The organism is Glycomyces algeriensis, assembly GCF_027622855.1.
Lineage (GTDB): Bacteria > Actinomycetota > Actinomycetes > Mycobacteriales > Micromonosporaceae > Glycomyces > Glycomyces algeriensis.
On the sequence record NZ_JAPZVR010000014.1, the window covers coordinates 24,725 to 49,978 of the forward strand.

22 protein-coding genes are annotated in these 25,254 nt (G+C 70.5%); 10 read left to right on the forward strand and 12 right to left on the reverse strand.

Annotated elements, in window-relative coordinates; genetic code table 11:
- Positions 1–7: 7 nt before the first annotated feature.
- Entirely contained in the window at positions 8–1,003 is a 996-nt protein-coding gene (locus tag O2L52_RS20120; RefSeq protein ID WP_270117766.1) for a hypothetical protein, read from the reverse strand.
- The gene (locus tag O2L52_RS20125; RefSeq protein ID WP_270117768.1) at positions 996–1,352 is read right to left on the reverse strand and encodes a hypothetical protein; all 357 of its coding nucleotides are present in this window, start codon (positions 1,350–1,352) and stop codon (positions 996–998) included. The genes O2L52_RS20120 and O2L52_RS20125 overlap by 8 nt, the downstream gene beginning before the upstream one ends.
- Before the next feature lie 353 nt (positions 1,353–1,705).
- Between O2L52_RS20125 and O2L52_RS20130 the strand changes: the two genes are divergently transcribed.
- The 4 genes from O2L52_RS20130 to mgrA all read left to right on the forward strand — a co-directional run bounded on the left by O2L52_RS20130 (position 1,706) and on the right by mgrA (position 5,609).
- A complete protein-coding gene (locus tag O2L52_RS20130; protein ID WP_270117769.1) occupies positions 1,706–2,458 on the forward strand; it encodes a phosphoglyceromutase in 753 nt (250 codons plus the stop codon).
- A gap of 89 nt (positions 2,459–2,547) precedes the next feature.
- On the forward strand, positions 2,548–3,795 hold the full coding sequence (locus tag O2L52_RS20135) for a sensor histidine kinase (protein ID WP_270117770.1): 1,248 nt from the start codon (positions 2,548–2,550) through the stop codon (positions 3,793–3,795).
- Positions 3,796–3,807: 12 nt separating this feature from the next.
- On the forward strand, positions 3,808–4,494 hold the full coding sequence (locus tag O2L52_RS20140) for a response regulator transcription factor (RefSeq protein WP_270117771.1): 687 nt from the start codon (positions 3,808–3,810) through the stop codon (positions 4,492–4,494).
- A 119-nt stretch (positions 4,495–4,613) separates the two neighbouring features.
- The gene (gene mgrA, locus O2L52_RS20145) at positions 4,614–5,609 is read left to right on the forward strand and encodes an L-glyceraldehyde 3-phosphate reductase (protein WP_270117772.1); all 996 of its coding nucleotides are present in this window, start codon (positions 4,614–4,616) and stop codon (positions 5,607–5,609) included.
- Positions 5,610–5,660: 51 nt separating this feature from the next.
- On the opposite strand, the gene O2L52_RS20150 is transcribed toward mgrA, so the two are convergent.
- Positions 5,661–6,062: an Hsp20/alpha crystallin family protein gene (locus tag O2L52_RS20150; RefSeq protein WP_270117774.1), complete on the reverse strand. Its 402-nt coding sequence runs from the start codon at positions 6,060–6,062 to the stop codon at positions 5,661–5,663.
- Positions 6,063–6,340: 278 nt separating this feature from the next.
- On the opposite strand from O2L52_RS20150, the gene O2L52_RS20155 reads away from it, so the two are divergent.
- Positions 6,341–6,838: a PH domain-containing protein gene (locus O2L52_RS20155; RefSeq protein ID WP_270117776.1), complete on the forward strand. Its 498-nt coding sequence runs from the start codon at positions 6,341–6,343 to the stop codon at positions 6,836–6,838.
- Positions 6,835–8,436 carry a PH domain-containing protein gene (locus O2L52_RS20160; protein ID WP_270117777.1) on the forward strand — a complete coding sequence of 534 codons (1,602 nt, stop codon included), beginning with the start codon at positions 6,835–6,837 and terminating at the stop codon, positions 8,434–8,436. Before O2L52_RS20155 ends, O2L52_RS20160 begins: the two co-directional genes overlap by 4 nt.
- Here the strand turns inward: O2L52_RS20160 and O2L52_RS20165 are convergent.
- Positions 8,425–9,642, reverse strand: coding sequence for an NAD(P)/FAD-dependent oxidoreductase (locus O2L52_RS20165; RefSeq protein ID WP_270117778.1), 1,218 nt, complete (start codon positions 9,640–9,642; stop codon positions 8,425–8,427). The genes O2L52_RS20160 and O2L52_RS20165 overlap by 12 nt on opposite strands.
- 158 nt (positions 9,643–9,800) lie before the next feature.
- Between O2L52_RS20165 and O2L52_RS20170 the strand changes: the two genes are divergently transcribed.
- Positions 9,801–10,607 (forward strand): nucleotidyltransferase domain-containing protein, encoded by an 807-nt coding sequence (locus tag O2L52_RS20170; RefSeq protein WP_270117779.1) that lies wholly within the window; start codon positions 9,801–9,803, stop codon positions 10,605–10,607.
- A gap of 31 nt (positions 10,608–10,638) precedes the next feature.
- Here O2L52_RS20170 and O2L52_RS20175 read toward each other — a convergent pair whose 3' ends face one another.
- The 6 genes from O2L52_RS20175 to O2L52_RS20200 form a co-directional block, all read right to left on the reverse strand.
- The gene (locus O2L52_RS20175; protein ID WP_270117781.1) at positions 10,639–11,061 is read right to left on the reverse strand and encodes a phosphatase domain-containing protein; all 423 of its coding nucleotides are present in this window, start codon (positions 11,059–11,061) and stop codon (positions 10,639–10,641) included.
- A gap of 34 nt (positions 11,062–11,095) precedes the next feature.
- Positions 11,096–11,749 carry a hypothetical protein gene (locus O2L52_RS20180; protein ID WP_270117782.1) on the reverse strand — a complete coding sequence of 218 codons (654 nt, stop codon included), beginning with the start codon at positions 11,747–11,749 and terminating at the stop codon, positions 11,096–11,098.
- 76 nt (positions 11,750–11,825) lie between these two features.
- Entirely contained in the window at positions 11,826–12,569 is a 744-nt protein-coding gene (narI, locus tag O2L52_RS20185; RefSeq protein WP_270117784.1) for a respiratory nitrate reductase subunit gamma, read from the reverse strand.
- Complete coding sequence (gene narJ / locus O2L52_RS20190) at positions 12,566–13,195, reverse strand: nitrate reductase molybdenum cofactor assembly chaperone (RefSeq protein ID WP_270117786.1); 630 nt, start codon at positions 13,193–13,195, stop codon at positions 12,566–12,568. Before narJ ends, narI begins: the two co-directional genes overlap by 4 nt.
- Entirely contained in the window at positions 13,192–14,910 is a 1,719-nt protein-coding gene (narH, locus tag O2L52_RS20195) for a nitrate reductase subunit beta (protein WP_270117788.1), read from the reverse strand. The genes narJ and narH overlap by 4 nt, the downstream gene beginning before the upstream one ends.
- On the reverse strand, positions 14,910–18,602 hold the full coding sequence (locus O2L52_RS20200) for a nitrate reductase subunit alpha (protein WP_270117790.1): 3,693 nt from the start codon (positions 18,600–18,602) through the stop codon (positions 14,910–14,912). Before O2L52_RS20200 ends, narH begins: the two co-directional genes overlap by 1 nt.
- Positions 18,603–18,735: 133 nt before the next feature.
- On the opposite strand from O2L52_RS20200, the gene O2L52_RS20205 reads away from it, so the two are divergent.
- Genes O2L52_RS20205 through O2L52_RS20215 form a run of 3 tightly spaced genes read left to right on the forward strand, consistent with a single transcriptional unit; the run spans position 18,736 to position 22,133 of the window.
- Positions 18,736–20,055, forward strand: a complete 1,320-nt coding sequence (locus O2L52_RS20205) for a nitrate/nitrite transporter (RefSeq protein WP_270117792.1) — start codon at positions 18,736–18,738, stop codon at positions 20,053–20,055.
- Between the two features lie 9 nt (positions 20,056–20,064).
- Entirely contained in the window at positions 20,065–20,934 is an 870-nt protein-coding gene (locus tag O2L52_RS20210; protein ID WP_270117793.1) for an ABC transporter ATP-binding protein, read from the forward strand.
- A complete protein-coding gene (locus tag O2L52_RS20215) occupies positions 20,931–22,133 on the forward strand; it encodes an ABC transporter permease (RefSeq protein ID WP_270117795.1) in 1,203 nt (400 codons plus the stop codon). The genes O2L52_RS20210 and O2L52_RS20215 overlap by 4 nt, the downstream gene beginning before the upstream one ends.
- Before the next feature lie 74 nt (positions 22,134–22,207).
- Here O2L52_RS20215 and O2L52_RS20220 read toward each other — a convergent pair whose 3' ends face one another.
- Positions 22,208–23,590 (reverse strand): NCS2 family permease, encoded by a 1,383-nt coding sequence (locus tag O2L52_RS20220; RefSeq protein ID WP_270117796.1) that lies wholly within the window; start codon positions 23,588–23,590, stop codon positions 22,208–22,210.
- A gap of 433 nt (positions 23,591–24,023) precedes the next feature.
- Positions 24,024–25,061, reverse strand: coding sequence for an LPXTG cell wall anchor domain-containing protein (locus tag O2L52_RS20225; RefSeq protein WP_270117798.1), 1,038 nt, complete (start codon positions 25,059–25,061; stop codon positions 24,024–24,026).
- Between the last annotated feature and the right edge of the window lie 193 nt (positions 25,062–25,254).

Consider the following 25,254-nt stretch of genomic DNA (forward strand, 5'->3'; position numbering starts at 1 on the left):
GCGCGACTTACAGGCCCCCGGCGGCCAGGACCTCCTGCGCCCGCACCTGCATGTCCTGCGCGCGCTTGTGGAACGAGTAGAACGCCTCCTCGTGCGCGCTCACGTACGCGATCAGGTACTCCCAGAACACCGCGACCTGCACGTCCTCCAGCTTCGACGCGGCATGGCACGCCGCGTCGTCCCCGGCCGTCGCCACGACCTCCCCGGCCAGCGCCGCCTCGGCCTCCTCGAGGGACATCGACCCCTCGATCTGCCACGCCGCCTTGAGGTCCCCGGCCCGGGAGAACAGGGCGCTGCGCAGGTGGATCGGCTCCGCGTAGTCGTAGCCGCGGTCGTCCATGCAGTCCGACCAGGCGTGCAGCGCCTCCGCGACCCGCTCGTCCACCGCCCAGTCGGTGCCGCCGCGGGCGCCCGCGAGCCCGGCGTGGTTGAGGTAGTCCGGGTAGGCGCCGTCGGCGAGCGCGTCCTCCGCTTCGCGCATGCACCCGCCTCCGGCGCGCTCGGACTCGCCGACGTCGGGCAGCTGCACCGTCTCGGCCTCCATGCCCGGCGAGCCGTAGTACGCCGCGAAGTAGGCGTCCTGGTCGCCTTGCGGCAGTTCGGTGAACGGGTCGGGTTCGGTGCGCACGCCCTCGCCGTCCGCGCCCTCATACATGAGGGTGATGGCGGGGTCGTCGACGCGGATGCCGTAGATCTCCTCGGGCGGCAGGGCGGGGTCGGGCGCGGAGTAGACCCACTCGCCGAGGAGGCCGCGGATGTCGGTGGGCTCCTCGTATTCGGTCGCGGCGGGGTGCACGGTGAAGCCGAGGTTCTCGACGCAGAGCCGCGCGACCCGTTCGAGGGCCTGCTCGACCTGGTCGGCCGAGGCGATGTTGTCGGCGAGGACGGCCTCGGCGGTCGCGCGGTCTATCGGGTCGGGCGGTTCGGCGCAGCCGGCGAGGAGCAGTGCGGCGAGGAGGGCCGGGACGCCGAGGGCGGCCCGGCCGTGCGGGAGGTCAGGCATAGGTCCACTCGGTGTGGCAGCCTGAGCTGCAGCCCGAGTGCCAGGACTTGTCGACGCCGTTGCGGTAGAAGCGAACCGTCACCTGGTTGCCCACGGTCGCGGCCGTGGTGGACCGTTTCTTCCCGGTGCTGCCGGAGCCGCTGGAGTTCGAGTAGTAGACGTTGACCCAGGCGTAGTGCTCGCCGCAGGAGGTGAAGCGGGAGCGCCACCGCACGGTCTCGCCGTAGTCGTCGCCGTTGGTGGTCGACACGCCGGACCACCAGTCGTCGCAGCTCATCGTGTAGTTGACGCCGCCCGCGGTCGCCGGGGACGGCAGTGCGAGCGCGCCCGCGGCCAGGAGCACGGCCATGGATGCCGTCGCTCCTATCCGGCGCAGGGCGGGGATTAGAGTGGACCGAGGTCCCCTGTTCATGCGGATTCCTTCCAGGGCAGGGTGATTCACGGCGCGCGGTCATCTCGGTCGGCACCTGTGACCGCGCGCTGACCAGACGCTATCGGCACCCGCGACAGTCCACAAGGCCCGGACGGCGATATGGCACACCGTCCCACAACGTGGACCATCCGCCATGAAATGGCACAACCGAGCCGGCCGGCGTCACCCGAGGCCGCAGCCCCCGCGCCCGGCCCTGGGACGGCGACGCCCGCCACACCCGTCCGCTGACCGGGCGGCAGGACGGGGGCGGGCACGGCAGGATAGGGGGCATGACCGCTACTCTCGTGCTGCTTCGCCACGGCGAAAGCGAATGGAACGCCAAGAACCTGTTCACCGGCTGGGTCGACGTGAAGCTGTCGGCGTCGGGCGAGGACGAGGCCCGCCGCGGCGGGCGGCTGCTCGCCGAGGCCGACCTGCTCCCCGACGTCGTGCACACCTCCCTGCTGCGCCGCGCCATCAACACCTCCGAGCTGGCGCTGGCCGAGGCCGGCCGCTCCTGGATCCCCGTGAAGCGCTCCTGGCGCCTCAACGAGCGCCACTACGGCGCGCTGCAGGGCAAGGACAAGGCCGCGACGCTCGCCGAGTACGGCGAGGAGCAGTTCATGACCTGGCGCCGCTCGTACGACGTGCCGCCGCCCGCGATCGAGGCCGGCTCCGAGTTCGCACAGGACGGCGACGCCCGCTACGCCGACCTCGCCCCCGAGATCCTCCCGGCCACCGAGTGCCTCAAGGACGTCCTCGAGCGGATGCTCCCCTACTGGTACGACGGGATCGTCCCGGACCTGCGGGCCGGGAAGACCGTGCTGGTCGCGGCCCACGGCAACTCGCTGCGGGCGCTCGTGAAGCACCTCGACGGCATGACCGACGAGGCCGTCGTCAAGCTGAACATCCCCACCGGCATGCCGCTGCGCTACGAGCTGGACGAGGCCACGCTGGCCCCGATCACGGCCGGCGGCGAGTACCTCGACCCCGAGGCGGCGGCCGAGGCCGCGGCCGCGGTGGCCGCCCAAGGGAAGAAATAAGCCCTAATGTGCACTCTGCGTTAACGCAGGGTGACATCGGTTACGGCCCGGCGTTCGACGCCGGGCCGTTTCGGTCCTAGGCTGGGTCCGTGGCCCACAATGATTCGTCGCAGCCGCTCGCGTCCCTGCGCAGAAGCGCAGGTCGCGTCCTCACCGGTCTGGCCGCGGGAGCCGCTTTCGGCGCCGCCGCCACCGCGCTCATGCGCACCCGGCAGCGCGGCGCCCCCCGCCCCGAAGTCCGCACCGCCCCCGTCGCCGACTCCCGCCCCTGGGAGGCCGCGACCGACCTGCTGCGCACCGGCGTGTGCCTGGTCGACGACCACAACCGCGTCCTCTACACCAACCGGGCCGCCCGCGACCTGGGCCTGGTGGACGACCACGAGATCGTCTCGCTCACGTTGCGCGCGCTCCTGGCCCAGGCCCGCCGCTCCGGCCGCTACCGGGACGCCGAGATCGAGGTCCCCAAGCAGGTCATGGGCGAGCCGAGCGCGGTGAGCGTGCGCATCACGCCGCTGCCCGACGGCGTCTCCGTGGCCGAGTTCCAGGACATCTCCGAGCTGCACCGCGTCGAGCGGGTGCGCCGCGACTTCGTCGCCAACATCAGCCACGAGCTGAAGACCCCGGTCGGCGCCATGCAGATCCTCGCCGAGGCGTTGAAGGACGCCGCGGAGGACCCCGACGCGTCGGCGCGGTTCGCCGCGCGCATCCAGTCCGAGTCCAAGCGCATGAACCACCTGGTCTCCGACCTGCTGGAGCTCTCGCGCCTGCAGGGCGCGGAGAAGCTGCCCGACCCCGAGCCCGTGGAGGTCGACCGGATCGTCGCCGAGGCGTTCGACCAGACGCGCATATCGGCCGAGGAGAAGGGCATCGAGCTCGCCTACTCGGGCGTGCGCGGCGCGCAGGTGCTCGGTTCGGAGTCCCAGCTGGTGACCGCGGTGAAGAACCTCGTGGGCAACGCCATCTCCTATTCACCTGAGAACACCGCCGTCGAGGTCGCCACTTCGATAGCCTCTCCAACGGGGCACCTGGCGGGGGTCAAGATGGTGACCATCGCCGTGCGCGACCAGGGGATCGGCATTCCCGCCGAGGAGCTGGACCGGATCTTCGAACGCTTCTACCGCGTCGACGCGGCCCGCTCGCGTTCCACAGGCGGCACCGGCCTCGGCCTGGCGATCGTCAAGCATGTGGCGGTCAATCACGGGGGTAGGGTCGAAGTGTCCAGTATGCCCGAAGCTGGATCAGTGTTTACCTTGATGTTGCCTGCTCGTTCCCTTCCGTCCGACGCCACGGCACCGGACTCGGATGCAATCGGAACGACCCAGCAAGCCGGCCTGTAGAAAGGTTCACTCGTGACCCGCGTGCTCGTAGTTGAAGACGAGGAATCGTTCTCCGATGCCCTCTCCTACATGCTCCGCAAGGAGGGCTTCGAGGTGGCCGTCGCCGCGGACGGCGACGCCGCCATCAAGGAGTACGAGCGCGCCGGGGCCGACGTGGTCCTGCTCGACCTGATGCTGCCCGAGAAGTCGGGCACCGAGGTGTGCCGCGAGCTGCGGGCGAACTCGAACGTGCCGATCATCATGGTCACCGCCCGCGACTCCGAAGTGGACAAAGTGGTGGGCCTGGAACTGGGCGCGGACGACTACATCACCAAGCCCTACTCCTCCCGCGAGCTCGTGGCCCGCATCCGCGCGGTGCTGCGCCGCTCGGCGGAGCCCGACGACCCGATCGTCACCGTGCTCGAGGCCGGGCCGGTGCGCATGGACGTCGACCGCCACACGGTCACCGTGAACAGCAGCGACGTGCAGCTGCCGCTCAAGGAGTTCGAGCTGCTGGAGATGCTGCTGCGCAACGCCGGGCGCGTCCTCACCCGCGGGCAGCTCATCGACCGCGTCTGGGGCGCCAACTACGTGGGCGACACCAAGACCCTCGACGTGCACGTCAAGCGCCTGCGCTCCAAGATCGAGCCCGAGCCGGGCAAGCCCCGCCACCTCGTAACGGTCCGCGGCCTCGGCTACAAGTTCGACCCGCACGCGTAAGGCCCTCAGGCGGCTTCACCCGCCGTTCACCCTCCCGAATCCTATAGGATATATCCTATAGGCCTTGCGGAATGCGATTGCCGAGCCGGTGCAGCGGCTCCGCTGGATAGGCTGCACCAGTGACTTACCTTCCCGCGGACGACCGCTACGAGAAGACCATGCAGTACCGCCGCTCCGGGCGCAGCGGCCTCAAGCTCCCCGCGATCTCCCTCGGCCTATGGCAGAACTTCGGCCACACCCGGCCCCTGGAGACCCAGCGGGCGATCATCCGGCGCGCGTTCGACCTCGGCGTCACCCACTTCGACCTCGCCAACAACTACGGCCCGCCCGCCGGCAGCGCCGAGGAGAACTTCGGCCGCGTCCTCGCCGAGGACCTGCGCCCCTACCGCGACGAGCTCGTCATCTCCTCCAAGGCCGGCTACCACATGTGGAACGGCCCGTACGGCGACTGGGGCTCGCGCAAGTACCTCGTCTCCTCGCTCGACCAGTCCCTCTCCCGCATGGGACTGGACTATGTGGACGTCTTCTACCACCACCGGCCCGACCCCGAGACGCCCCTCGAGGAGACCATGGGCGCGCTCGACGCGATCGTGCGCTCCGGCAAGGCCCTCTACGTCGGCGTCTCCAACTACAACGCCGAGCAGGTGCGCCGGGCCGCCGCGATCCTCAAGGACCTCGGCACGCCATTGCTGATCGACCAGCCGTCCTACTCCATGTTCAACCGCTGGACCGAGCGTGACGGCCTCCTCGACGCCCTCGAAGAGGTCGGCGCGGGCTGCATCGTCTTCAGCCCCCTCGCCCAGGGCCTCCTCACCGACCGCTACCTCAAGGGCATCCCCGAGGACTCGCGCGTGCGCACCAGCGTCTTCCTCAACGAGGACGCACTCGAGGAGACCAAGATGGCGCGCGTGCGCGCCCTCAACGACATCGCCGCCGGACGCGGCCAGACCCTCGCGCAGACCGCCCTCGCCTGGGCCCTCCGCGACGAGCGCATGACCAGCGTCATCATCGGCGCGAGCAGCGTCAAGCAACTCGAGGACAACATCGGCTCCCTCGGCAACCTCGACTTCACGGACGAGGAACTCGCCGCGATCGACGAGCACGCGATCGGCTAGAACGTGCCTGGACGGCGTCAGGCCCGCAGGATCGATCCTGCGGGCCTCGCGCTACTTGACCTCGATCTTCCGCTGGCCCTTGGACGCGGCCTTCGGGACGGTCATGCACAGCACGCCGCTGGAGAGCTCGGCCGTGGTCCCGCTCGCGTCGACCGCGTGCGGCAGACGGAGCGCGAACTCGAACGGCCCGGTACGCCGCGTCGAACGCCGCGCGGACCCCTCGATGTGCTCGAACTTCTTGCACTCGCCGCTCACCGTGAGCTCCTGGCCCTCAAGACTGACGTTGACGTCCTCTTTCTCGACCCCGGGCAGGTCGATGTCGACGTGGTACTCCTCGTCGTTCTCGGTCACGTCGGCCGTCGGCGTCCAGGCCTCCGCACCCGTGTCCAGCGGCGAGTAGTACGGGCCCATCATGCGATTCATGTAAGCGGAGAAGTCGTCGATGAGACTCATCGCGTCGCTCCTCCGCGCCGGCATCTGTGTCATGGCGGACTCCTTCATCGCGGCGCCTGCCTCGGGCGGCAGACGCGCCCAGGATGGGATTCCCGGTACCGGAACCGGGAAACCCTGCCAGAGGCCGTCGCCTCGGCGGTGGAGCCGCGGACGCGAGCGGACGGCGCCGCACGGGCCCCGGCGAGCCTCCGGGGGAGGTACTCAGGTATGACACCGGCCGACGAATATCCGCCCCGAGTCGGAAGTCCGGTCCGTCACGGGAAACTACGATCCGGGACATGACCTCGTCAAGGACAACGTTGCGTCCGCCCCAGCACCAGTTCGACCCCCGGGTGAAGCCCTGGTGGCGGGTCCAACTCGCGATCGCCACCGCCGTGCCCGCCGTCCCGCTCCTCGTGCTCGGCCTCCTCATCGCCCCCGCCCGCCCCTGGCTCCTCGGCCCCGCCGCCGCCATCGCCGTGATCGGCCTCGTCTCCCTTGCGGCCCTGCCGGTCTGGTGGCACCGCGTCCACCGCTGGGAGGTCACCGACACCGCCGTCTACACCCTCACCGGCTACTTCTGGCGCACCTGGCGCATCGCCCCGATGTCCCGCATCCAGACCGTCGACACCACGCAGGGGCCGCTGCAGCGCACCTTCGGACTGTCCACTCTGGTCGTCACCACCGCGTCCTCCGCCGGGGCGATCAAACTCGAAGGGCTCGAACAGGACCAGGCCGCCGCACTCGCCGAGCGCCTCACCGAGCTCACCGACGCCACCCCCGGGGACGCGACATGAGCGACCGCCCCACCGAACCCGAAGGCACTGCCGCCGAAGACCTCGCTGTTCAAGACCATGCTGTCGAAGACCCCGCCGCCGCCGAGCCCGAGACCCCCTGGCGGCGCCTCCACCGCGACGGCCTCAAATCCACCGCCCTCTACATGGCCGGCGTCATGGTCGGCGCCGGCACGCCCGCCGCGATCGCCCTCGCCTCGGGCACCTCCTGGCCGATCGCCCTCGCGTGGGTCCTGCCCGGCGCCGCGCTGGTCATCGGCGCGGTCGTCGCGTTCGAGGCCGTGCGGCTGCGCACCACCCGGTACCGCGTCACCGCCACCCGCGTCGAGATGCACACCGGCCTGTTCTTCAAGCGCCGCCGCTCCCTTGCACGCGAACGCATCCGCTCCGTCGACCTCGCCGCCAACCCGCTCGAGCGGGTCTTCGGCCTCACCAAGGTCAAGGTCGGCACCGGCGAAACCGGCAGCGGATCGGGCTCCACCACCGAGCAGACGCTCACCCTCGACTCCGTGCACCGCACCGAAGCCGACCGGCTCCGGCAGGAGCTCCTGCGCCGCGGCGCCGTCGCCTCCGAAGTCGACACCGAAGGGCGCCTCGCCACCTGGGAACCCGGCTGGCTCAAGTACGCGCCGCTGTCGTTCCTCACCCCGATGCTCGCGGGCATCGCAGTCGGCGCGGTCTTCCAGGTCGCCGACTGGTTCGGCCGGGGCGGCCTGCCCGTGGAGATCACCGCCGACCTGGTCGAGGCGCACGGTCCGTGGACCGTCCTCGGCGTCGGCCTCGCCGCGCTCCTGCTCCTCGGCGCCATCGCCAGCCTCGTCCTCCAAGGCGAGGCCTGGTGGAACCACCGCCTCGACCGCGAACCCGGCGGCACCCTGCGGGTACGGCGCGGCCTCATGATCGCGCGCTCCCTCAGCCTCGAAGAGGAGCGCATCCGCGGCATCGAGATCGTCGAACCGCTCGGCGTGCGCACCGCGGGCGCCGGCCGCCTCGACGTGGTCGCCATCGGCCTCAAGACCGACCAGGAGGGCAGCGACCTCAGCACCCTGGTTCCCGCTGCGCCCCTTGACAAGACGCTCGCCGCCGCCGAAGCGGTGATCGGCCCTCTCGAAACGGGCCTCGCCCCGCACCCCCGGACCGCGCTGCACCGGCGGCTGCGCTGGGCGGGGGCGACGATCCTGATCGCCGCCGGCCTGGCGACCGGGGCCCACCTCCTGTGGTCGATGCCCGCGCTGCTCAGCGCCGCCGTCGTCCTGGCCGCCGTGTCGACCTCGGCGTTCGCCGTCTGGACGGCCTTCGACTCGTACGCGTCCCTCGGCCACGCCTCCGGCCCGCGCTACCTGGTCTCGCGGCGCGGCAGCACCCGCCGCGCCACCGTCCACCTCGACCGCTCCGGGATCATCGGCTGGCGAATCCAGCAGTCGGTGTTCCAGCGGCGCATGGGCCTCATGACCCTGGACGCGACCACCGCCGCGGGCAAGGGCCACTACGCGGTCATCGACGCCGACGAGCACGAGATCCTCGACTTCGCCGACGACACCGTGCCGGACCTGCTGCGGCCCTTCCTGATCAGGGAACCGGTCGGCGATTCAGCGGAATGACTGCAGGTCGGCCTGGGACGGCGGTTCCGGCGCGCGGATGAGCGCCTCGACCTCGGCCATGCGGTCCCACGTGTTCACGGCCATGCCCGCGAGCACCCGCCCGGACTTCGTCCAGAACGCCACGAACTCGAGCGACTCGATGGAGCCGGACACGACGACCTCGTCGTAGTCGTCCGGGCCCGCCACGAACCCGATGTACTCCATGCCGAGGTCGTACTGGTCGGTGAAGAAGTAGGGCAGCTTGTCGTACGGCGCCTCGTCCCCGAGCATCGCCTTCGCGGCGTGCGGGCCGGAGTCGAGCGCGGTCTGCCAGTGCTCCACCCGGACCGGCCGTCCGTAGTGGACGGACGGGATGCTGGCGACGTCGCCGGCGGCCCACACGTCGGGGCCGCTGGTCCGTAGCGTCCCGTCGACGGCGATCCCGCCCCCGAACTCCTTGGGGCGCATGTTGATGCCGGCCTCCACGGCCAAGCCGATGTTCGGCGTGGCCCCGACCGCGAGGAGCACGACGTCCGCAGCGACCGTGCGGCCGTCGTCGGTCTCGACGCCCACCGCGCGCCCGTCCTCGCCGAGGATCTTCGCGACCTGTGTGCGCCGCAGCAGCTCCACGCCGTGATCGGTGTGCAGCTTCGCGAACACGAGCCCCATCTCCGGGCCGAGGACCCGCTCGAGCGGCTGCGCCCCGAGCCCGAACACGGTGACCTCCCGGCCGAGCTGCCGCGCCGATGCGGCGACCTCCATGCCGATCCAGCCGTCGCCGACGATCGCGACGTGCTCGGCGTCCTTGATCGCCGCGTGCAGCAGATCGGACTGCTCGACGGTGCGCAGGAGGTGCACCCCCTGCAGGTCCGCGCCCGGGATCGGCAGCGGCCGGGGACTGGAGCCGGTGGCGAGGAGCAGCTTCTTGTAGTCGATGACGGACCCGTCGGCGAGGGTCAGGCGCCGGCCGGCCGGGTCGAGGCCGGTGGCGGGCTCGCCGGTGCGCAGCTCGGCGTTCTGGGCGTACCAGTCCTCATCGACGGTGAACACCGACGAGCGGTCGGCCTCGCCGCGCAGGTAGTCCTTGGACAGCGGCGGGCGCTCGTACGGTCGGTGGGCCTCCCCCGTGACGACCACGAGGTCGCCCTCGAACCCCTCGTCGCGCAGGGTCTGCGCGGCCTTCGAGGCGGCCAGGCCGCCCCCGACGATGACGTACGGGTTGCTCACGATCTTGCCTCCGGCACGATAGACGGCGGTTCGGCCCCATTCTCCCGCGTTCGAGCGCGGTCGGGCCCGTTCAGCGGATTCCCGCCGGCCCCGCCCGCAATCCCCCGATGCGGCGAATCTCGCTCGCGTCGCGCGCCCCTTCTTGGCAAGCTGACCGCATGAGCGAGAACCCCGACCACACCGAGCACGGCAACGCCGCGATCGCCCGCAGCGGCGAGATCCTGCGCACCGAGGTCGGCTCGGGCCTGCACGGCATCGCGATCGCCGGGACCGACGACCACGACGAGATGGGCGTCTTCATCGAACCGCCCGAATGCGCCGTCGGCCTGCGCGGCCCGATGAACCACTACGTGTGGCGGACCCAGCCCGAAGGGCACCGCTCCTCGCACGGCGACACCGACCTGGTCATGTACTCGCTGCGGAAGTTCCTCAAGCTCGCCATCGCAGGGAACCCCACGATCCTCTTGCCGCTCTTCGCCCCCGAGGCGTCGGTCTACACGGCCACGGACCTGGGCGCGGAATTGCGCGACCTCGCGCCCGCGTTCCTCTCGCAGCGCGCGGTCGAGCGCTTCGTCGGCTACCTCGACGGCCAGACCGACCGCCTGCTCAACCGGGGACAGGGCTCGATGCCGAACCGTCCCGAGCTGGTCGAGCAGTACGGCTACGACGTCAAGTACGCCTCGCACGCCCTCCGCCTCGGCCTGCAGGGCCTCGAGATCGCCGAGCACGCCCGCCTCACCCTGCCGATGCCCGACGCCGACCGCCAGCGGGTGCTGCACGTCAAGTCCGGCGGCGTCGCCGAACTCGACACGGTCCTCGCCGAGATCGCCTCGATCCGGGCCCGCATCGTCGCGCTCCTCGAATCGGGCGCGACGGCACTGCCCGCCGAACCCGACACCGACCGCATCTCCGCGTGGTCGATCGACGCCCACCGCCGCCACTGGCATTCCCACCACGGCTTCTAGTTCCGGGCCCCGCCATCGGCGGGGCCCGCATCTAGAAGTCGCCGTAGGCGACCTGCAGGCAGGTCAAGCCCAGCTCTTCGCGCCACATGCGCACGACCTGATCCCGGTCGTCGATCACGCAGAGCACCTCGCGATGGGCGAGGTGCCGCTCGTACAGCTCGCGCTTGACCGTCGAGTCGCGGCGGCTGTCGCCGGACTTGCGCATGTACAGCTCGACGTCCGCCAACCCGACATGCAGCTTGAGCCAGGTCAGCGTCTCGGTCCGGCACACCTCGTCCCGCCCCGACAGGAACACGATCTTGTGCCCGACCTGGGCCAGCGCCTGCACCACCGAGATCACGGCCGGGTTCGGAGCGTCCTCGCCGACCCGATGAAACGCATACGGCGACCGGGGCTTCGCACCGAGCCGAAGCGCGACGGTGCCGTCGATGTCGACGATCACGACCTGCGGCATGGGGTTCCTTCCAAAGGGGGTCTCGGGGGCGGCTTCACGAGAGGCCGAAGTGTTCGCTCACGCACCGAATCGACGCGTCCTCGTCAACGGCCGCATCAACTGTAAGCGCCCGCAACCCCAGCTCGCGAGTCTCTTTGCTGAGGCGCTCGACGAAGTGCCGCTCGCGAACCGCGAGGTTGCGCGCGGCGCGCTCGGGGTCGCTGGTCTGGTCGAGGAACCCCGGCCTGTTCGTCGCTTTCGCCCGCTTGACGACCGCGTACGCGCGGAACTCAGGGCTCGGCAGCAGCCACACGGCCCGACTCCGGTCGGCGAGGAGCGGTGCGACGAGCGAAGGCAGCAGCCTGAACCCCTCGACCACGATCCCCTGCTCGCGCGGCATCGCCAGCAGGTCCTCGACGATGAGGTGAAACCCCTCGCCCCGGAACCAGTGGAACGTCTCGAACATGACCTCGGGCGACCGGTCGAGCCAGCGCTCGTCCATGGTCATCGACATGAACTCGTGGAGGTACGGCGCCTCTTCGGCCGAAGTCCGCCGCGCGTGATCGGGCATCGCCTCGTCCGTTTCATAGAGCCGCAGCCCGTACCGATCCGCCATCGCCGCAGCGACAGTCGACTTCCCGGCCCCGCTGCCGCCCCCGATCCAGTACACGTGCCGCAGCCGTTCCCGCAACGTCGCGTCATCCGCCATATCGATTCCGCCCCAACACGTCGGCATCATTTCCGCTTCCATGCTCTCAAGGGCCGGAACCGCGTTGGCGTGTTGATCAGCTCCAGCCGCGGGGGGCCGGGCGGGAGGCCGGGGTGGGTTCCTGGTCTCGGGTTCGGTAGACGACGTAGGGGCGGAAGAGGTACCAGACGGGTGCGCTGAAGGCGTGGACGAGGCGGGTGAAGGGGAAGAGTGCGAAGAGGGTGAGGCCGATGAGGACGTGGACCTTGAAGGCGGTGGAGGCGGCGGCCATGGCGGCGACGTCGGGTTGGAGGATCCAGATGCTGCGGAACCAGGGCGAGACGGTCTCGCGGTAGTCGACCTCGTGGCCGCCGGTGAGGCCGGCGACGGCCGAGAGGAGGGTCGTGGTGAGGCCGGCGAGGATCGCGGCGACGAGGACGAGGTACATGACCTTGTCGTTCACGGTGGTGGCGCTGAAGACCGGGCCGTTGGTGCGGCGGCGCCAGATGAGGAGGGCGATGCCGCCGAGGGTGGTCACGCCCGCGATGGCGCCCAGGGACAGGGCGGTCACGTGGTACCTCTCGTCGGTGATGCCGACGGCTTCGGTCCAGGTCTCGGGGATCAGGAGGCCGACGACGTGGCCGATGATCACCACGAGGAGTCCGAAGTGGAACACGGGGCTGGCGATGCGGAGCAGCCGCGACTCGTAGAGCTGGGATGAGCGGGTGGTCCAGCCGAAGCGGTCGTAGCGGTAGCGCCAGACGGTGCCGCCGATCAGGATCGCGAGCACGACGTACGGGAGCGCGCCCCACAGCAGGTGGTCGAGGGCCGTCGGGCTCATCGCTCGGCTCCCATCGCCACCGGCATGCCGAGCGGCACTTTGCCGTCGAAGGGGTCGAGGCCTACGTCCTCGGCCGGGGGGCCGGCGGCGGCCAGTCTCGCGGCTTCGCGGCGGGCTTCGTCGGCGGGCGGGAGGGTTGCGGCCACGGCGTCGAGGACAGCGGCGTGGGGGCCGGCGCATTCGTGGAGGGCGGCGCGGAGCAGCTCGATCGCGGGCTGGAAGGCCGTGAGGAGCCGCATGCCTTGGACGGCATCGCCTCTGGCCGCGAATTCAAGGACCACCGCCAGGTGGTCGGGGAGTTCGCCGGGCTCGAGGCGCCATCCGTAGGCCGCATAGATCTCCTTGATCCGGGCCAGCGCGTGGCCGCGTCGTCGTGTGTCGCCGTCGGTGTAGTAGGTGAGGTGGAGTGCCCTGCGGCGCTTCAGGTCGAAGGTGCGGACGTAGGCCGCGCCGAGTTCGAGGGCGGGGGTGCCGTGCGCGTAGGCGCAGAATGCGGTGAGGGCTTCGCGGGCGTCGCCCGGCGGGGTCTCGGCGACGGCGGCGCGCACGAGCGGGAGGCGTTCGTAGAAGTCGCGGTCCGGGTAGCAGAGGAGCACGGCCGCGGCCTGGTGGATGACGGCGTTCATTGCGACTCCTCGCGGTCGTGGAGGTACTCGCCGTCCTGGGTGTGCCGGCGCGCCTGCCGGTCCCTGTCCGGGAACAATCCCGGCGGGCGGCCGTTGCCGTCCCAGTTCAGGAGGTTGAAGCGGCGGGACGCACCGGCCGGGTCGTCGCTGGTCTGGCGGTCGCGCAGGGCGTGGAACGTCTCGACGCTGGCGGGCGCGGGCGTGCCGGAGGCCTCGCCGAACGGGCCGGAGCCGCCCATGCCGGGGCCGCCGTCGAAGTCGAGTGAGCAGCCGATCTCGTCGATGACGCCGCGGTCGGCCTCGTCGACGCCGTAGGCGGTGGGGATGACGTACCGGTCGTCGTACTTGGCGAGGGCGAGGAGGCGGTATATCTGCTCGATCTCCTTGCCCGTCAAGCCGACTGCTTCCGCGATCGACTCGTCGGGGGGTTCGCCGAGGTTGATGCGGCGCATATATGCGCGCATCGCGGCGAGCCGGTTGAGCACGGCCCTCACCGGTTCGGGGTCGCCCGCGGTGAACAGCTCGGCGAGGTACTCGACGGGGATGCGCAAGGTGTCGACGGCGGCGAAGAGGTTGTCGGCGTCCTCGCCGTCGTGGCCGGTCTCGCTCAGGGCGTCGACCACGGGCGACAGCGGCGGGATGTACCAGACCATCGGCATGGTCCGGTACTCCGGGTGCAGCGGCAGCGCGAGCCGGAACCGCTTGGCGAGCAGGTGGATCGGGGAGCGGCGGGCTGATTCGAGCCAGCGTTCGGGGATGCCGTCGCGGCGGGCCGCGGCCTGGACGTCGGGGTCGTCGGGGTCGAGGAAGACGTCGAGCTGGGCTTCGTAGAGGTCCTGCTCGTCCTTCACCGCGGCCGCTTTGCCCACGCGTTCGACGTCGTAGAGGACGACGCCGAGGTAGCGGAGCCGCCCGACGCACGTCTCGGAGCAGACCGTGGGCATCCCGACCTCGATGCGCGGGTAGCAGAGCGTGCACTTCTCGGCCTTGCCGGTCTTGTGGTTGAAGTACACCTTCTTGTAGGGGCAGCCGGTGACGCACATGCGCCAGCCGCGACACTTGTCCTGGTCGACGAGGACGATGCCGTCCTCGGCGCGCTTGTACATCGCGCCCGAGGGGCAGGAGGCGACGCAGCTGGGGTTGAGGCAGTGCTCGCAGATGCGCGGCAGGTAGAACATGAAGCTCTGCTCGTACTCGAACTTCACCTTGTCGCCGATCTTCTGCACGATCGGGTCCTGCGAGCCGAGCTCCTCGCCGCCGGCGAGGTCGTCGTCCCAGTTGGCGCTCCACTTGATCTGCATGGGATCGCCGGAGATGAGGGAGCGGGGCCGCGCACCGGGGATGTCGTCGCCGAGCGGGGCCGAGACGAGGTGCTCGTAGTCGTACGTCCAGGGCTCGTAGTAGTCCTGTATGGACGGCATCTTGGGGTTGGCGAAGATCGTCGCGAGCTTCTTGAGGCGCCCGCCCGCGCGGGGCTTCAACCTGCCTGCGGCCGTGCGCTTCCAGCCGCCCTGCCAGCGCTCCTGGTCCTCGTGGCGGCGCGGGTAGCCCTGGCCGGGGCGGGTCTCGACGTTGTTGAACCACACGTACTCGACGCCGGGCCGGTTGGTCCAGGCCTGCTTGCAGGTGACGGAGCAGGTGTGGCAGCCGATGCACTTGTCGAGGTTCATGACCATGGCTACCTGCGCCATGACCTTGCCGATGCGCTGGTCCATCAGTACTCGACCTCCGTGGTGCGCTTGCGGACGACGGTGACCTCGTCGCGCTGGTTGCCGGTGGGGCCGATGTAGTTGAACGCGTAGGAGAACTGGGCGTACCCGCCGATGAGGTGGGTGGGTTTCACGAGGAGGCGGGTGAGCGAGTTGTGGATGCCGCCGCGCTTGCCGGTGGTCTCGGTCTTCGGCACGTCGACCATGCGCTCCTGCGCGTGGTACATGTAGACGGTCCCCTGCGGCATGCGGTGGGAGACGACGAGGCGGGCGGCGACGACGCCGTTGCGGTTGACCGCTTCGACCCAGTCGTTGTCCTTGGCGCCGATCGCTTCGGCGTCCTGGGGGCTCATCCAGATGTTGGGGCCGCCGCGCGAGAGCGTGAGCATGAGCAGGTTGTCCTGGTACTCGGAGTGGATGGACCACTTGGAGTGCGGGGTGAGGTAGCGGACGGCGACGGCCTTCTCCCCCGTCGGCCCGATCTCCGGTTCGCCGAACAGGGCGGCCATGTTCAAGGGCGGCCGGTAGACGGGCAGGGCCTCGCCGAACTCGTGCATCCAGTCGTGGTCGAGATAGAAGTGCATCCGGCCGGTGAGGGTGTGCCAGGGCTTGTCGTGCTCGACGTTGATGGTGAACGGCGAGTAGCGGCGGTCGTGCGCTTCTTTGCCCGACCATTCAGGGCTGGCGCCCACGGGCGTGGGGCCGTGCTGGGTGTCGGAGAAGACGACGCGGCGTTCGGCCGAGCCGTGGACGAGTTCGCCGAAGTCGGTGCCCACGCGGGCGGCGAGGCGCTCGAAGCCTTGGGCGGCAAGGCGTCCGTTGCTGGTGCCGGAGAGGGCGAGGATCATCTCGCAGGCTTTGACGTCGGTGTCGATGAGCGGACGGCCGCTGGCGGGCGCTTCGGCGGAGGTGCCGTTGCGCTGGGCGAGCCAGCCGATCTCGACGTCGGGGGTGAACGAGATGCCTTTGACGGGCAGGCCTTTGGTCTCGGCGAGCGGGCCGAGGGCGGTCATCTTGGCGGCGACGGCGGGGTAGTCGCGTTCGACGGCGATGATCGCGGGCATGGTCTTGCCCGGGACCGGCGGCGCGCCTTCGGCTTTCCAGTCGGGCGCGGTGCCGCCGGGCTGGGCGAGTTCCCCCGGGGTGTCGTGCTGGTGGGGTGCGGCGACGAGGTCGGTGGCGGTGCCGAGGTGGGCTTCGGCGAGTTCGGAGAAGCGGCGCGCGAGGGCCTGGAACGCCTCGAAGTCGGTGCGGGCCTGCCAGGGCGGGTCGATCGCGGGCGAGAACGCGTGCACGAACGGGTGCATGTCCGTTGTGGACAGATCGTGCTTCTCGTACCAGGTGGCGGCCGGGAGCACGATGTCCGAGAGCAGGGTCGTGCTGGTCATCCGGAAGTCGAGCGAGAGCAGCAGGTCGAGTTTCCCTCGGGGCGCACGGCCGTGCCACACGACGTCGGCCGGGCGGTCCTCTGGGCCCGCCTCTTCGGCCTGCACGGAGTGCTGGGTGCCGAGCAGGTGCTTGAGGAAGTACTCGTCGCCTTTCGCGCTGGAGCCGAACAGGTTCGCGCGCCAGACGGTGAGCACGCGCGGCCAGTTCTCGGGCGCGTCCGGGTCCTCGCAGGCGAAGCGCAGGTCGCCCGAGGCGAGTTCGCGGGCGATGTAATCGGCCGGTGCGAGCCCGGCTTCGCGGGCCTCCTGGGCGATGAGCAGCGGGTTCCGGTTGAACGTGGGGTACGACGGCATCCAGCCCATGCGGGCCGAGGCCGCCACGAGGTCGGCCGTGTGGGTGCCCGCCAGCCGCCCGGGGCCGGTGGCCGAGGTCAGCGCGTCGGCCTTGTAGGTGTCGTACCGCCACTGGTCGGTGTGCAGGTACCAGTACGGGGTGGCGGCCATGAACCGCGCGGGCCGCGTCCAGTCCATCGCCGATGCGTAAGCAGCCCAACCGGTCTGGGTGCGGCACTTCTCCTGGCCGACGTAGTGCGCCCAGCCGCCGCCGTTCTTCCCCTGGCAGCCGGTGAGCAGCAGGAGCGTGAGGAACGCCCGGTACATGGTGTCGCCGTGGAACCACTGGTTGGTGCCCGCACCGAGCACGATCATCGCCCGGCCGCCCGAATCCCTTGCGGTGGCGGCGAACTCGCGGGCGATGCGGATCGTCCGGTCCGCCTTCACGGCAGTGATCGACTCGGACCAGGCGGGCGTGCACGGCTCGTCGGCGTCGTCGTACCCGCTCGGCCACCGGCCCGGCAGGCCCGGCCTGGCCACGCCGTACTGGGCGAGGAGGAGGTCGAACACCGTGGTCACGAGGCGGCCCTCGACCCGGCGGACCGGGACGCCGCGCAGCATGCGCCCGCCTTCAGGGTCAGCGGAGGCTTCATCGAAGCGCGGCAACGCGATCACCCTGGTCTCGCCGCCCTCCTCGTAGCAGCTGAGCAGCGGCTCGGCACCCTCGAGGTCGAGGTTCCAGTTGCCCGGCCGCTCCTCGTCCCAGCGGTGGCCGAGCGTCCCGTGCGGCGCACGGGGCTGGTCGAAGCGCGCGTCGATGAACACCGGCTTCCACTCCGCGTACGGCTCCTCGCCCGGCAGCGCGTCCTGGCGCAGGAACTTGCCCGGCACCAGTTCGCCGCCGCCCTCGACGAGCTCGACGAGGAACGGCAGGTCGGTGTACTTGCGCACGTAGGCGTCGAAGGCCTCCGTGCGCTCGTCCACGAAGTGCTCCTTGAGGATCACGTGCCCCATCGCCATGGCCAGCGCGCCGTCGGTGCCCGGGTGCGGGGCGAGCCATTCGTCGGCGAACTTCGCGGCGTCGTTGTAGTCGGGCGCGACGGTGACGACCTTCTGGCCCCGGTAGCGGGCCTCGGCCATCCAGTGCGCGTCCGGCGTGCGCGTGACGGGCACGTTCGAGCCCCACAGCACGAGGTACGCGGCGTCCCACCAGTCCCCCGACTCGGGCACGTCCGTCTGGTCGCCGAAGACCTGCGGGGACGCCACGGGCAGGTCCGCGTACCAGTCGTAGAACGAGAGCATCGAGCCGCCGAGGAGGTTCACGAACCGCGCGCCCACGCCGTGGGAGACCTGCGACATCGCGGGGATCGGGCTGAACCCGGCGATGCGGTCGGGACCGTACGCGCCGATGGTGTGCACATGCGCGGCGGCGGCGATCTCTACCGCCTCGTCCCAGCCGATGCGCACCAGCCCGCCCTTGCCGCGCGCCGACTGGTAGCGGCGGCGCTTCTCCGGGTCCGTGGTGATCTCGGCCCAGGCGGCGACCGGATCGCCGAGGCGCGCTTTGGCCTCGCGGTACATCTCAATGAGGACGCCGCGCCCGTACGGGTAGCGCACGCGCGTGGGCGAGTAGGTGTACCAGGAGAAGGCCGCGCCCCGCGGGCAGCCGCGCGGCTCGTACTCGGGGCGGTCGGGGCCGACCGAGGGGTAGTCGGTCGCCTGGGTCTCCCAGGTGATGATGCCGTCCTTGACGTACACGTTCCACGAGCACGAGCCGGTGCAGTTGACGCCGTGCGTGGAGCGCACGACCTTGTCGTGGCTCCAGCGGTCGCGGTAGAACACGTCCCCTTCGCGCCCGCCCTCCTTGAACACCGCCCGCTTGTCCTCTGTGGATTCGGAGCGGGTGAGGAAGAGGCCCGCGGCGAGGAGCAGGTCGGCGGCGCTGCGCTCGGGAGTCGCCGCTCGGTGCTGTGCCATGGCTGCTCGCTCCATCCGGTTCGGGGGTGCGGTCCGCGCCCAGATTAGGCGCTTTCACGCCTCCGAAGAGGACGAATCGGCATACTGTCCCCGGGGCCGCCGCTCAGGCCCCGCACGGGGGAAGGGAGCAGCGATGACCACTGCCGCCGCGGGCGCACCGCAGGCCGCCGTGCAGCGCGGGGCCGGGTCGAACCTGGCGCTCGCGACCGCCGCGTTCGCACTCACGTTCTGGGCGTGGAACCTCATCGGCCCGCTCTCGAAGACCTACGCCGACCGGCTCGACCTCGATCCGACGCAGGTCTCGGTCCTCGTCGCGTTCCCGGTGCTCGTGGGCGCGGTCGGGCGCATCCCGGCGGGCATCCTCACCGACAAGCTCGGCGGCCGGGTCATGCTCACCGCCTCCTGCTTCATCGCAATCGTGCCGGTGCTCCTCGTCGGCCTGTCCGGCGACTCCTACCCGGCCCTCCTGGTCTCGGGCTTCCTCCTCGGCGTCGCGGGCACCTCGTTCGCGGTCGGCATCCCGTTCGTCAACGGCTGGTACCCGCCCGCGAAGCGCGGCTTCGCGACCGGGATCTTCGGCGCGGGCATGGGCGGCACCGCGCTCTCGGCGTTCTTCACCCCGCGCCTGGTCGCGTGGCTGGGGCTCCTGGCGACCCACCTGGTCATGTGCGCCGCGCTCGCGGTGATGGGCTTCGTCGTCTGGGCGTTCGCGCGCAACGCCCCGCAGTGGCGGGCCTCCACCGAACCGGCCCTGCCGCGCCTCAAAGCCGTCATGAAGCTCAAGGTCACCTGGCAGATGTCGCTGCTGTACGCCATCGCGTTCGGCGGCTTCGTCGCGTTCTCGACCTACCTGCCGACGATGCTCGTCGCCGAGTACGGCCTCGCGCAGACCGACGCGGGCCTGCGCACGGCCGGGTTCAGCCTCGCCGCCGTCATCGCCCGCCCCGCGGGCGGCATCCTCTCCGACAAGGTCGGGCCCCTCAAGGTCTGCCTCACCTCCTTCTTCGGGGCCGCCGCCATGGCCGTGGTCCTCGCCCTCGAACCGCCGCTGGAGGTCCCGGCCGGGACCTCGTTCGTCCTCATGGCCCTGTTCCTGGGCCTGGGCACCGGCGGCGTGTTCGCGCTCGTCGCCGAACTCGTCGACCCGGCCCGGGTCGGCGGCGTCACCGGGATCGTCGGCGCCGCGGGCGGCCTCGGCGGGTACTTCCCGCCGCTCATCATGGGCGCCAACTACCAGGCCAACGGCGACTACACGATCGGCCTGCTGCTGCTCGCGGCCACGGCGCTCCTGGTCGGGCTGTTCACCGTGAAGGCGTTCCGGAACGTGCCGAGACCGGGCGGACCCGCAGCACCGGAGCCCGCCGACCCGGTATCCCGATTACTCCTCGCGAATGAACGCGGCCGGGCCGGTATCCGCCTCAAGACGGAGGAACCGGCCCGATGCGCGACCTAGGGTGAATCCATGCTCGAAATCAAGGACCTCCACAAGCGGTTCGGCGACACCGTTGCCCTCGACGGCGTGTCGCTCACCGCAGCCCCCGGGGAGGTGGTCGGATTCGTCGGCGCGAACGGCGCCGGAAAGACCACCACCATGCGCATCGCCATGGGCGTGCTCGCCGCCGACTCCGGCCGCATCGTCTACAACGGCGCCCCGCTCGACGTCGAGGCGCGCCGCCGCTTCGGCTACATGCCCTCCGAGCGCGGCCTGTACCCGAAGATGAAGACCGCCGAGCAGATCGCCTACTTCGGCGAGCTGCACGGCATGAGCCGCGCCGAGGCCAAGCGCTCCGCCGCCGCGCTCCTGGAGCAGCTCAACCTCACCGAGCGCTCCGGCGACTTCGTGCAGGACCTCTCCCTCGGCAACCAGCAGCGCGTCCAGCTCGCGGTCTCGCTCGTCCACGACCCCGAGGCGCTCATCCTCGACGAGCCGTTCTCCGGCCTCGACCCCCTCGCCGTCGACGTCATGGGCACCGCCCTCAAGGACCGCGCCGCGGCCGGCGCGCCCGTGATCTTCTCCAGCCACCAGCTCGACCTCATCGAGCGCCTCTGCGACTCCGTGGTCATCATCGGCAACGGCACGATCATCGCCGCCGGCTCCGTCGAGGAGCTGAAGGCCAAGGAGGTCAAGCAGCTGCGCGTGAGCGTCCAGACCGCCCAGGACCTCAGCGCCTCGCTGCCCGGCACCGTCACCCGCGACGGCGACGACTACCTCGTGGAGGACGCCGACGACCAGGAGGTGCTGCGCATCGCCGCCGCCGCCGGGCGCGTCACCCACTTCGCCTACGACCAGCCCACCATCGCCGAGATCTTCCGAGAGGCCGTGACCCGATGAGCGCCCAGACTCCCGAAACTCGGGCCCCCGAGACCTCGCGGATGCGGGGCCTCATGCTCGTGGCCGGACGCGAGATCCGCGTCCGCGGCCTCTCCAAGGCCAACCTCGTCAGCCTCATCGTCACCGTCGTCATCGTCGGCGTGCTCGCCGCACTGCCCACGATCCTCGGCGGCGGCGACGACGAAGCCGAGAAGATCGGCCTCGCCGGCACCAACGCCTCCGCGATGGAGGGCCAGCTCAACGCCATGGGCGGCTTCGACATCACCATGTACGACTCGGCGGACGAAGCGGAGCGGGCCGTCGAGGACGGCACCGTCGACACCGCAGTCGCCGACGGCACGCTCTACAGCGAGGAGAACCCGGACCAGAGCCTCCAGGCCCAGCTCGACGCCGCCTGGCAGGCCGCCACGGTCCAGACCAACCTCGCCGACGCCGGGCTCAGCGACGCCGAGATCGCCACCGCGCTCACGCCGCGGCCCCTGGAGACCGTCACCCTCGCCGAAGGCGAGAGCGACCCGGTGACCAGCTACTTCACCGGCCTCGTCATCTCCATCATCATGTTCATGATGCTCATGACCCCCGTGCAGTACATCGCCATGGGCGTCGTCGAGGAGAAGTCCAGCCGCATCGTCGAAATCCTCCTCACCAGCCTCAAGCCCTGGCAGCTCCTGGGCGGCAAGGTCATCGGCCTCGGCGTGATCTCCCTGGTCAACCTCGTCGCCATGGTCGCGGTCGGCCTCGGCGTCTCCGCCGCCACCGGCGTGCTCGCCGACCTGCCCCCGGGCACCGCCTCCGCGGCGGTCTCCACCATCGGCTGGTGGCTCATCGCGCTCGTCCTCTTCGGGACGCTCGCGGGCGGCGTCGGCTCGCTCGTCTCCCGCCAGGAGGAGTCCGGGTCGGTCCTGACCCCGCTCATCATGTCGCTGACCCTGAGCTACATCGGCGCGATCTTCACCCTGAACGCGCCCACGAGCACGTTCGCGCAGGTCCTCTCGATCGTGCCGCCGTTCTCCGCGATCACCATGCCCACCCGCATGGCCATCACCACGGTCCCGGCCTGGGAGATCGCTCTCTCCATCGCGCTCCTCGTGCTCGCTGCGGCCGGAGCGCTCGCGCTCGGCGCGCAGCTGTACAAGCGCAGCGTCCTGTACACCGGCTCGCGCCTCAAACTGACCGAGGCGCTGCGCCGCGCGGCGTAAGCGCACGGCAAAAGGGGCCCGGGATTCGATCCCGGGCCCCTTTTCGCTTGCGCCGCTTACTCGGTGAGGCCGCGCTACTCGGTCAAGAAGAAGAAGTAGCCGATCGAGGCGAGCATGAGGACCCACGCGATCGGGTGCACCTCGCGCCAGCGGCCCCTGGCGGTCATCATGATCGGGAAGAACACCAGGCCCAGCGCGATCCCGTTCGAGATCGAGTAGGTCAGCGGCATCGCGATGACGATGAGGAACGCCGGGATCGCGTACTCCAGCTTGTTCCATTCGATCTGGCCGAGCGCCTTCGCCATGAGCACGCCCACGACGATGAGGGCCGGCGCGGTGACCGCCGGGTTGTTCGCGAACAGGCCGAACACCGGGAACGCCACGAGCGACACGACGAACCAGAAGCCCGTCGTCACCGCCGTGAGACCGGTGCGGCCGCCGACCGAGACGCCCGCGGTCGACTCGATGTACGCCGTGGTGGTCGAGGTGCCGAGCACCGCGCCCGCCGAGGTCGCGATCGAGTCGGTGGCGAGGGCGCGGCCCGCGCGCGGGAGCTTGCCGTCCTCCTTGACGAGGCCGGCCTGGCCGGCCACGGCGAAGAGCGTGCCGGCGGTGTCGAAGAAGTCCACGAACAGCATGGTCAGGATGACCGCGATCATGTGGGCGGTGAACGCGTCCTCGAAGCCGGTGAAGGCCGCGCCGAACGAGTCGAGGTTCGGGGTGAAGCCCTCGGCGAGCTCCAGGTCGATGACGCCGGTGAGGACGCCGGCGACCAGCGTGGCGAGCATCCCGTAGAAGACGCCGCCCTTCCAGCCCAGCACCATGAACACGGCGGTGACGAGGAGGCCGAAGACGGTGAGCAGGACCGTGCTGGAGCCTTCGCCCTGGAACGGGCCGAGCGACACCAGGGTCGCGGGGTCGGCGACGACGATGCCGCCGCCCTTGAGGCCGATGAACGCGATGAACAGGCCGATGCCGGCGCCGACGGCGAGCTTCAGCTGCGTCGGGATCGCGTTCACGATCGCCTCGCGCGCACCGGTGACGGCGAGGATGAAGAACAGCACGCCCGACACGAGCGTGCCCGTGAGCGCGGTCTGCCATGGGATCCCGAGGGTGAGGACCACGGTGAACGCGAAGAACGCGTTCAGGCCCATGCCCGGCGCGGTGGCGATCGGGTAGCGGGCCCACAGGCCCATGACGAGGCAGCCGAGCGCGGAGGCCAGCGCGGTCGCGGTGAAGACCGCGCCCGGGTTGGGGGCGTCGACCCCGGCTTCGGTGAGCGCGATGCTGAGGATGCCGGGGTTGACGGCGAGGATGTACGCCATCGCGAGGAAGGTCGTGGTCCCGGCGAGGACTTCGCGCTTCCAGTTCGTCTTGTTCTCGGTCATGCCGAAGAACTTGTCGACGCGGCCGGGCTGCGGCGCGTCCTTCTTCTCTTCAGTGGCTTCGGTGGCCATGTGGCGGGCACTCCTGTGCGGGCGTGGTGCGATGCCGGGCAGCTGGCACCTCGGGAAACAGGGTAACGGGGCAGGTGTGAACCTGCGGGTAATGTACCGGGTCCACCACGGAGAAGACAGGGATCGGGTCCTGCGAATGTGAGTTTTACGCACCCGATATGAGCTGGAAAACAAGCGACGCCCCGGAGCCAAGGGGGGGACGGCTCCGGGGCGTCGACTTAGGGTCGGGCCCCCGGTGGCAGGATTCCGGGGGCCCGACAAGGACCGCACCGTCAAGCAGCGGGCGGTAGTCGCGGTGTCTCCTTCCCGACGAATCGGGCGTCCTGTCTTGAGACAACTGCTAAACGCGGTGGCGACACGGCCGGTTGCATAACGTTTTGGTAACGGGCCGGATTTCGGTGCGGAGCCCCGCGGGCGCCGCACCGAACCCAGGTCAGGCGCCTTCGGCGTGCTCGGCCCGGCGGCGCTGCACCACGAGCAGGGCGATGCCCGCCGCGAGGAGCGCACCTGCGCCGAGGGCGTAGGTCAGGGACGAGCCGGTGCTGGGCAGCGAGTTGCCGGCCGGGGTGGTCGAGGCCTGGCCGGGCGTCGAGCTCGAGGGCGCCTGCGAGGACGGGGCCTCTGAGGACGGCGCGGCGGAGCTGGACTCGACGGGGCTCGACGGTTCCTCGGTGGGACTGGAGGGCTCCTCCGTGGGCGACGAGGGCTCTTCCGTGGGGCTGGAAGGCTCCTCGGTCGGGCTGGAGGGCTCCTCAGTCGGAGACGAAGGCTCCTCGGTCGGCGAGGACGGCTCTTCCGTGGGGCTCGACGGTTCCTCCGTGGGCGAGGAAGGTTCTTCGGTCGGGCTCGACGGTTCCTCCGTAGGGCTGGAGGGCTCCTCCGTGGGCGATGAAGGCTCCTCAGTCGGGCTCGACGGCTCTTCCGTCGGGGACGAGGGCTCCTCAGTCGGCGAGGACGGCTCCTCAGTCGGGGTCTCCTCGCCCGGCGGCTGCTCGGTCGCGGGGCAGGCGTGAGTCAGGTTGAACTCGGGCTCCTTGCCCTTCTTGTTGTCCTCCTTGAGGTTCACCCGCGCTTCGGCGTCGATGAGGGTGAGCCCGGCGGGGGTGACGATGTACGCCTTGTTGTCGCCCGAGCCCGAGACGATGCCGCCGTCGTCCTCGGTGTCGTAGCGGATGACGTTGCCGTCCTCGTCCTGGAAGACCGCTTCGATGTACTCGAAGTTGCCCTCGGCCTTGACCGAGGAGGGCAGGACGAAGACCCAGCCGTCGAGCCAGGCGGCGGTGCCGCCGGGGATCTGGTCGCAGCTGTGGGTCTTGAAGCCCTCGGCGGTGGTGGGCACGTTGCCGTCGTTGATGTCGATGAGGGTGCTCGCGCCCGCGAGCGCGGGGACGGCGAAGGCGAGCGCGACGGCTCCCGCCAGGCCTGCGGCGGCGGTTGCGCCCAGGACCTTGTGGCGGCGTGTGAGTTTCATGGGATTGCTCTCCGTGATGGGTGGCCGGAGGAATCGAACGTGCCGGTTTCGATAACGCCTGTCGTTCTTCTGCACCCGGTCTAGACGGGACGACTCTGGGAGCCGCTGGACCTGGCGATGGGCAGAGTATTCACGTTCGCACCAGGGCCCGCGTTGCGTCGCATTCGGATGATCGTGACATCGGCCGAACGGC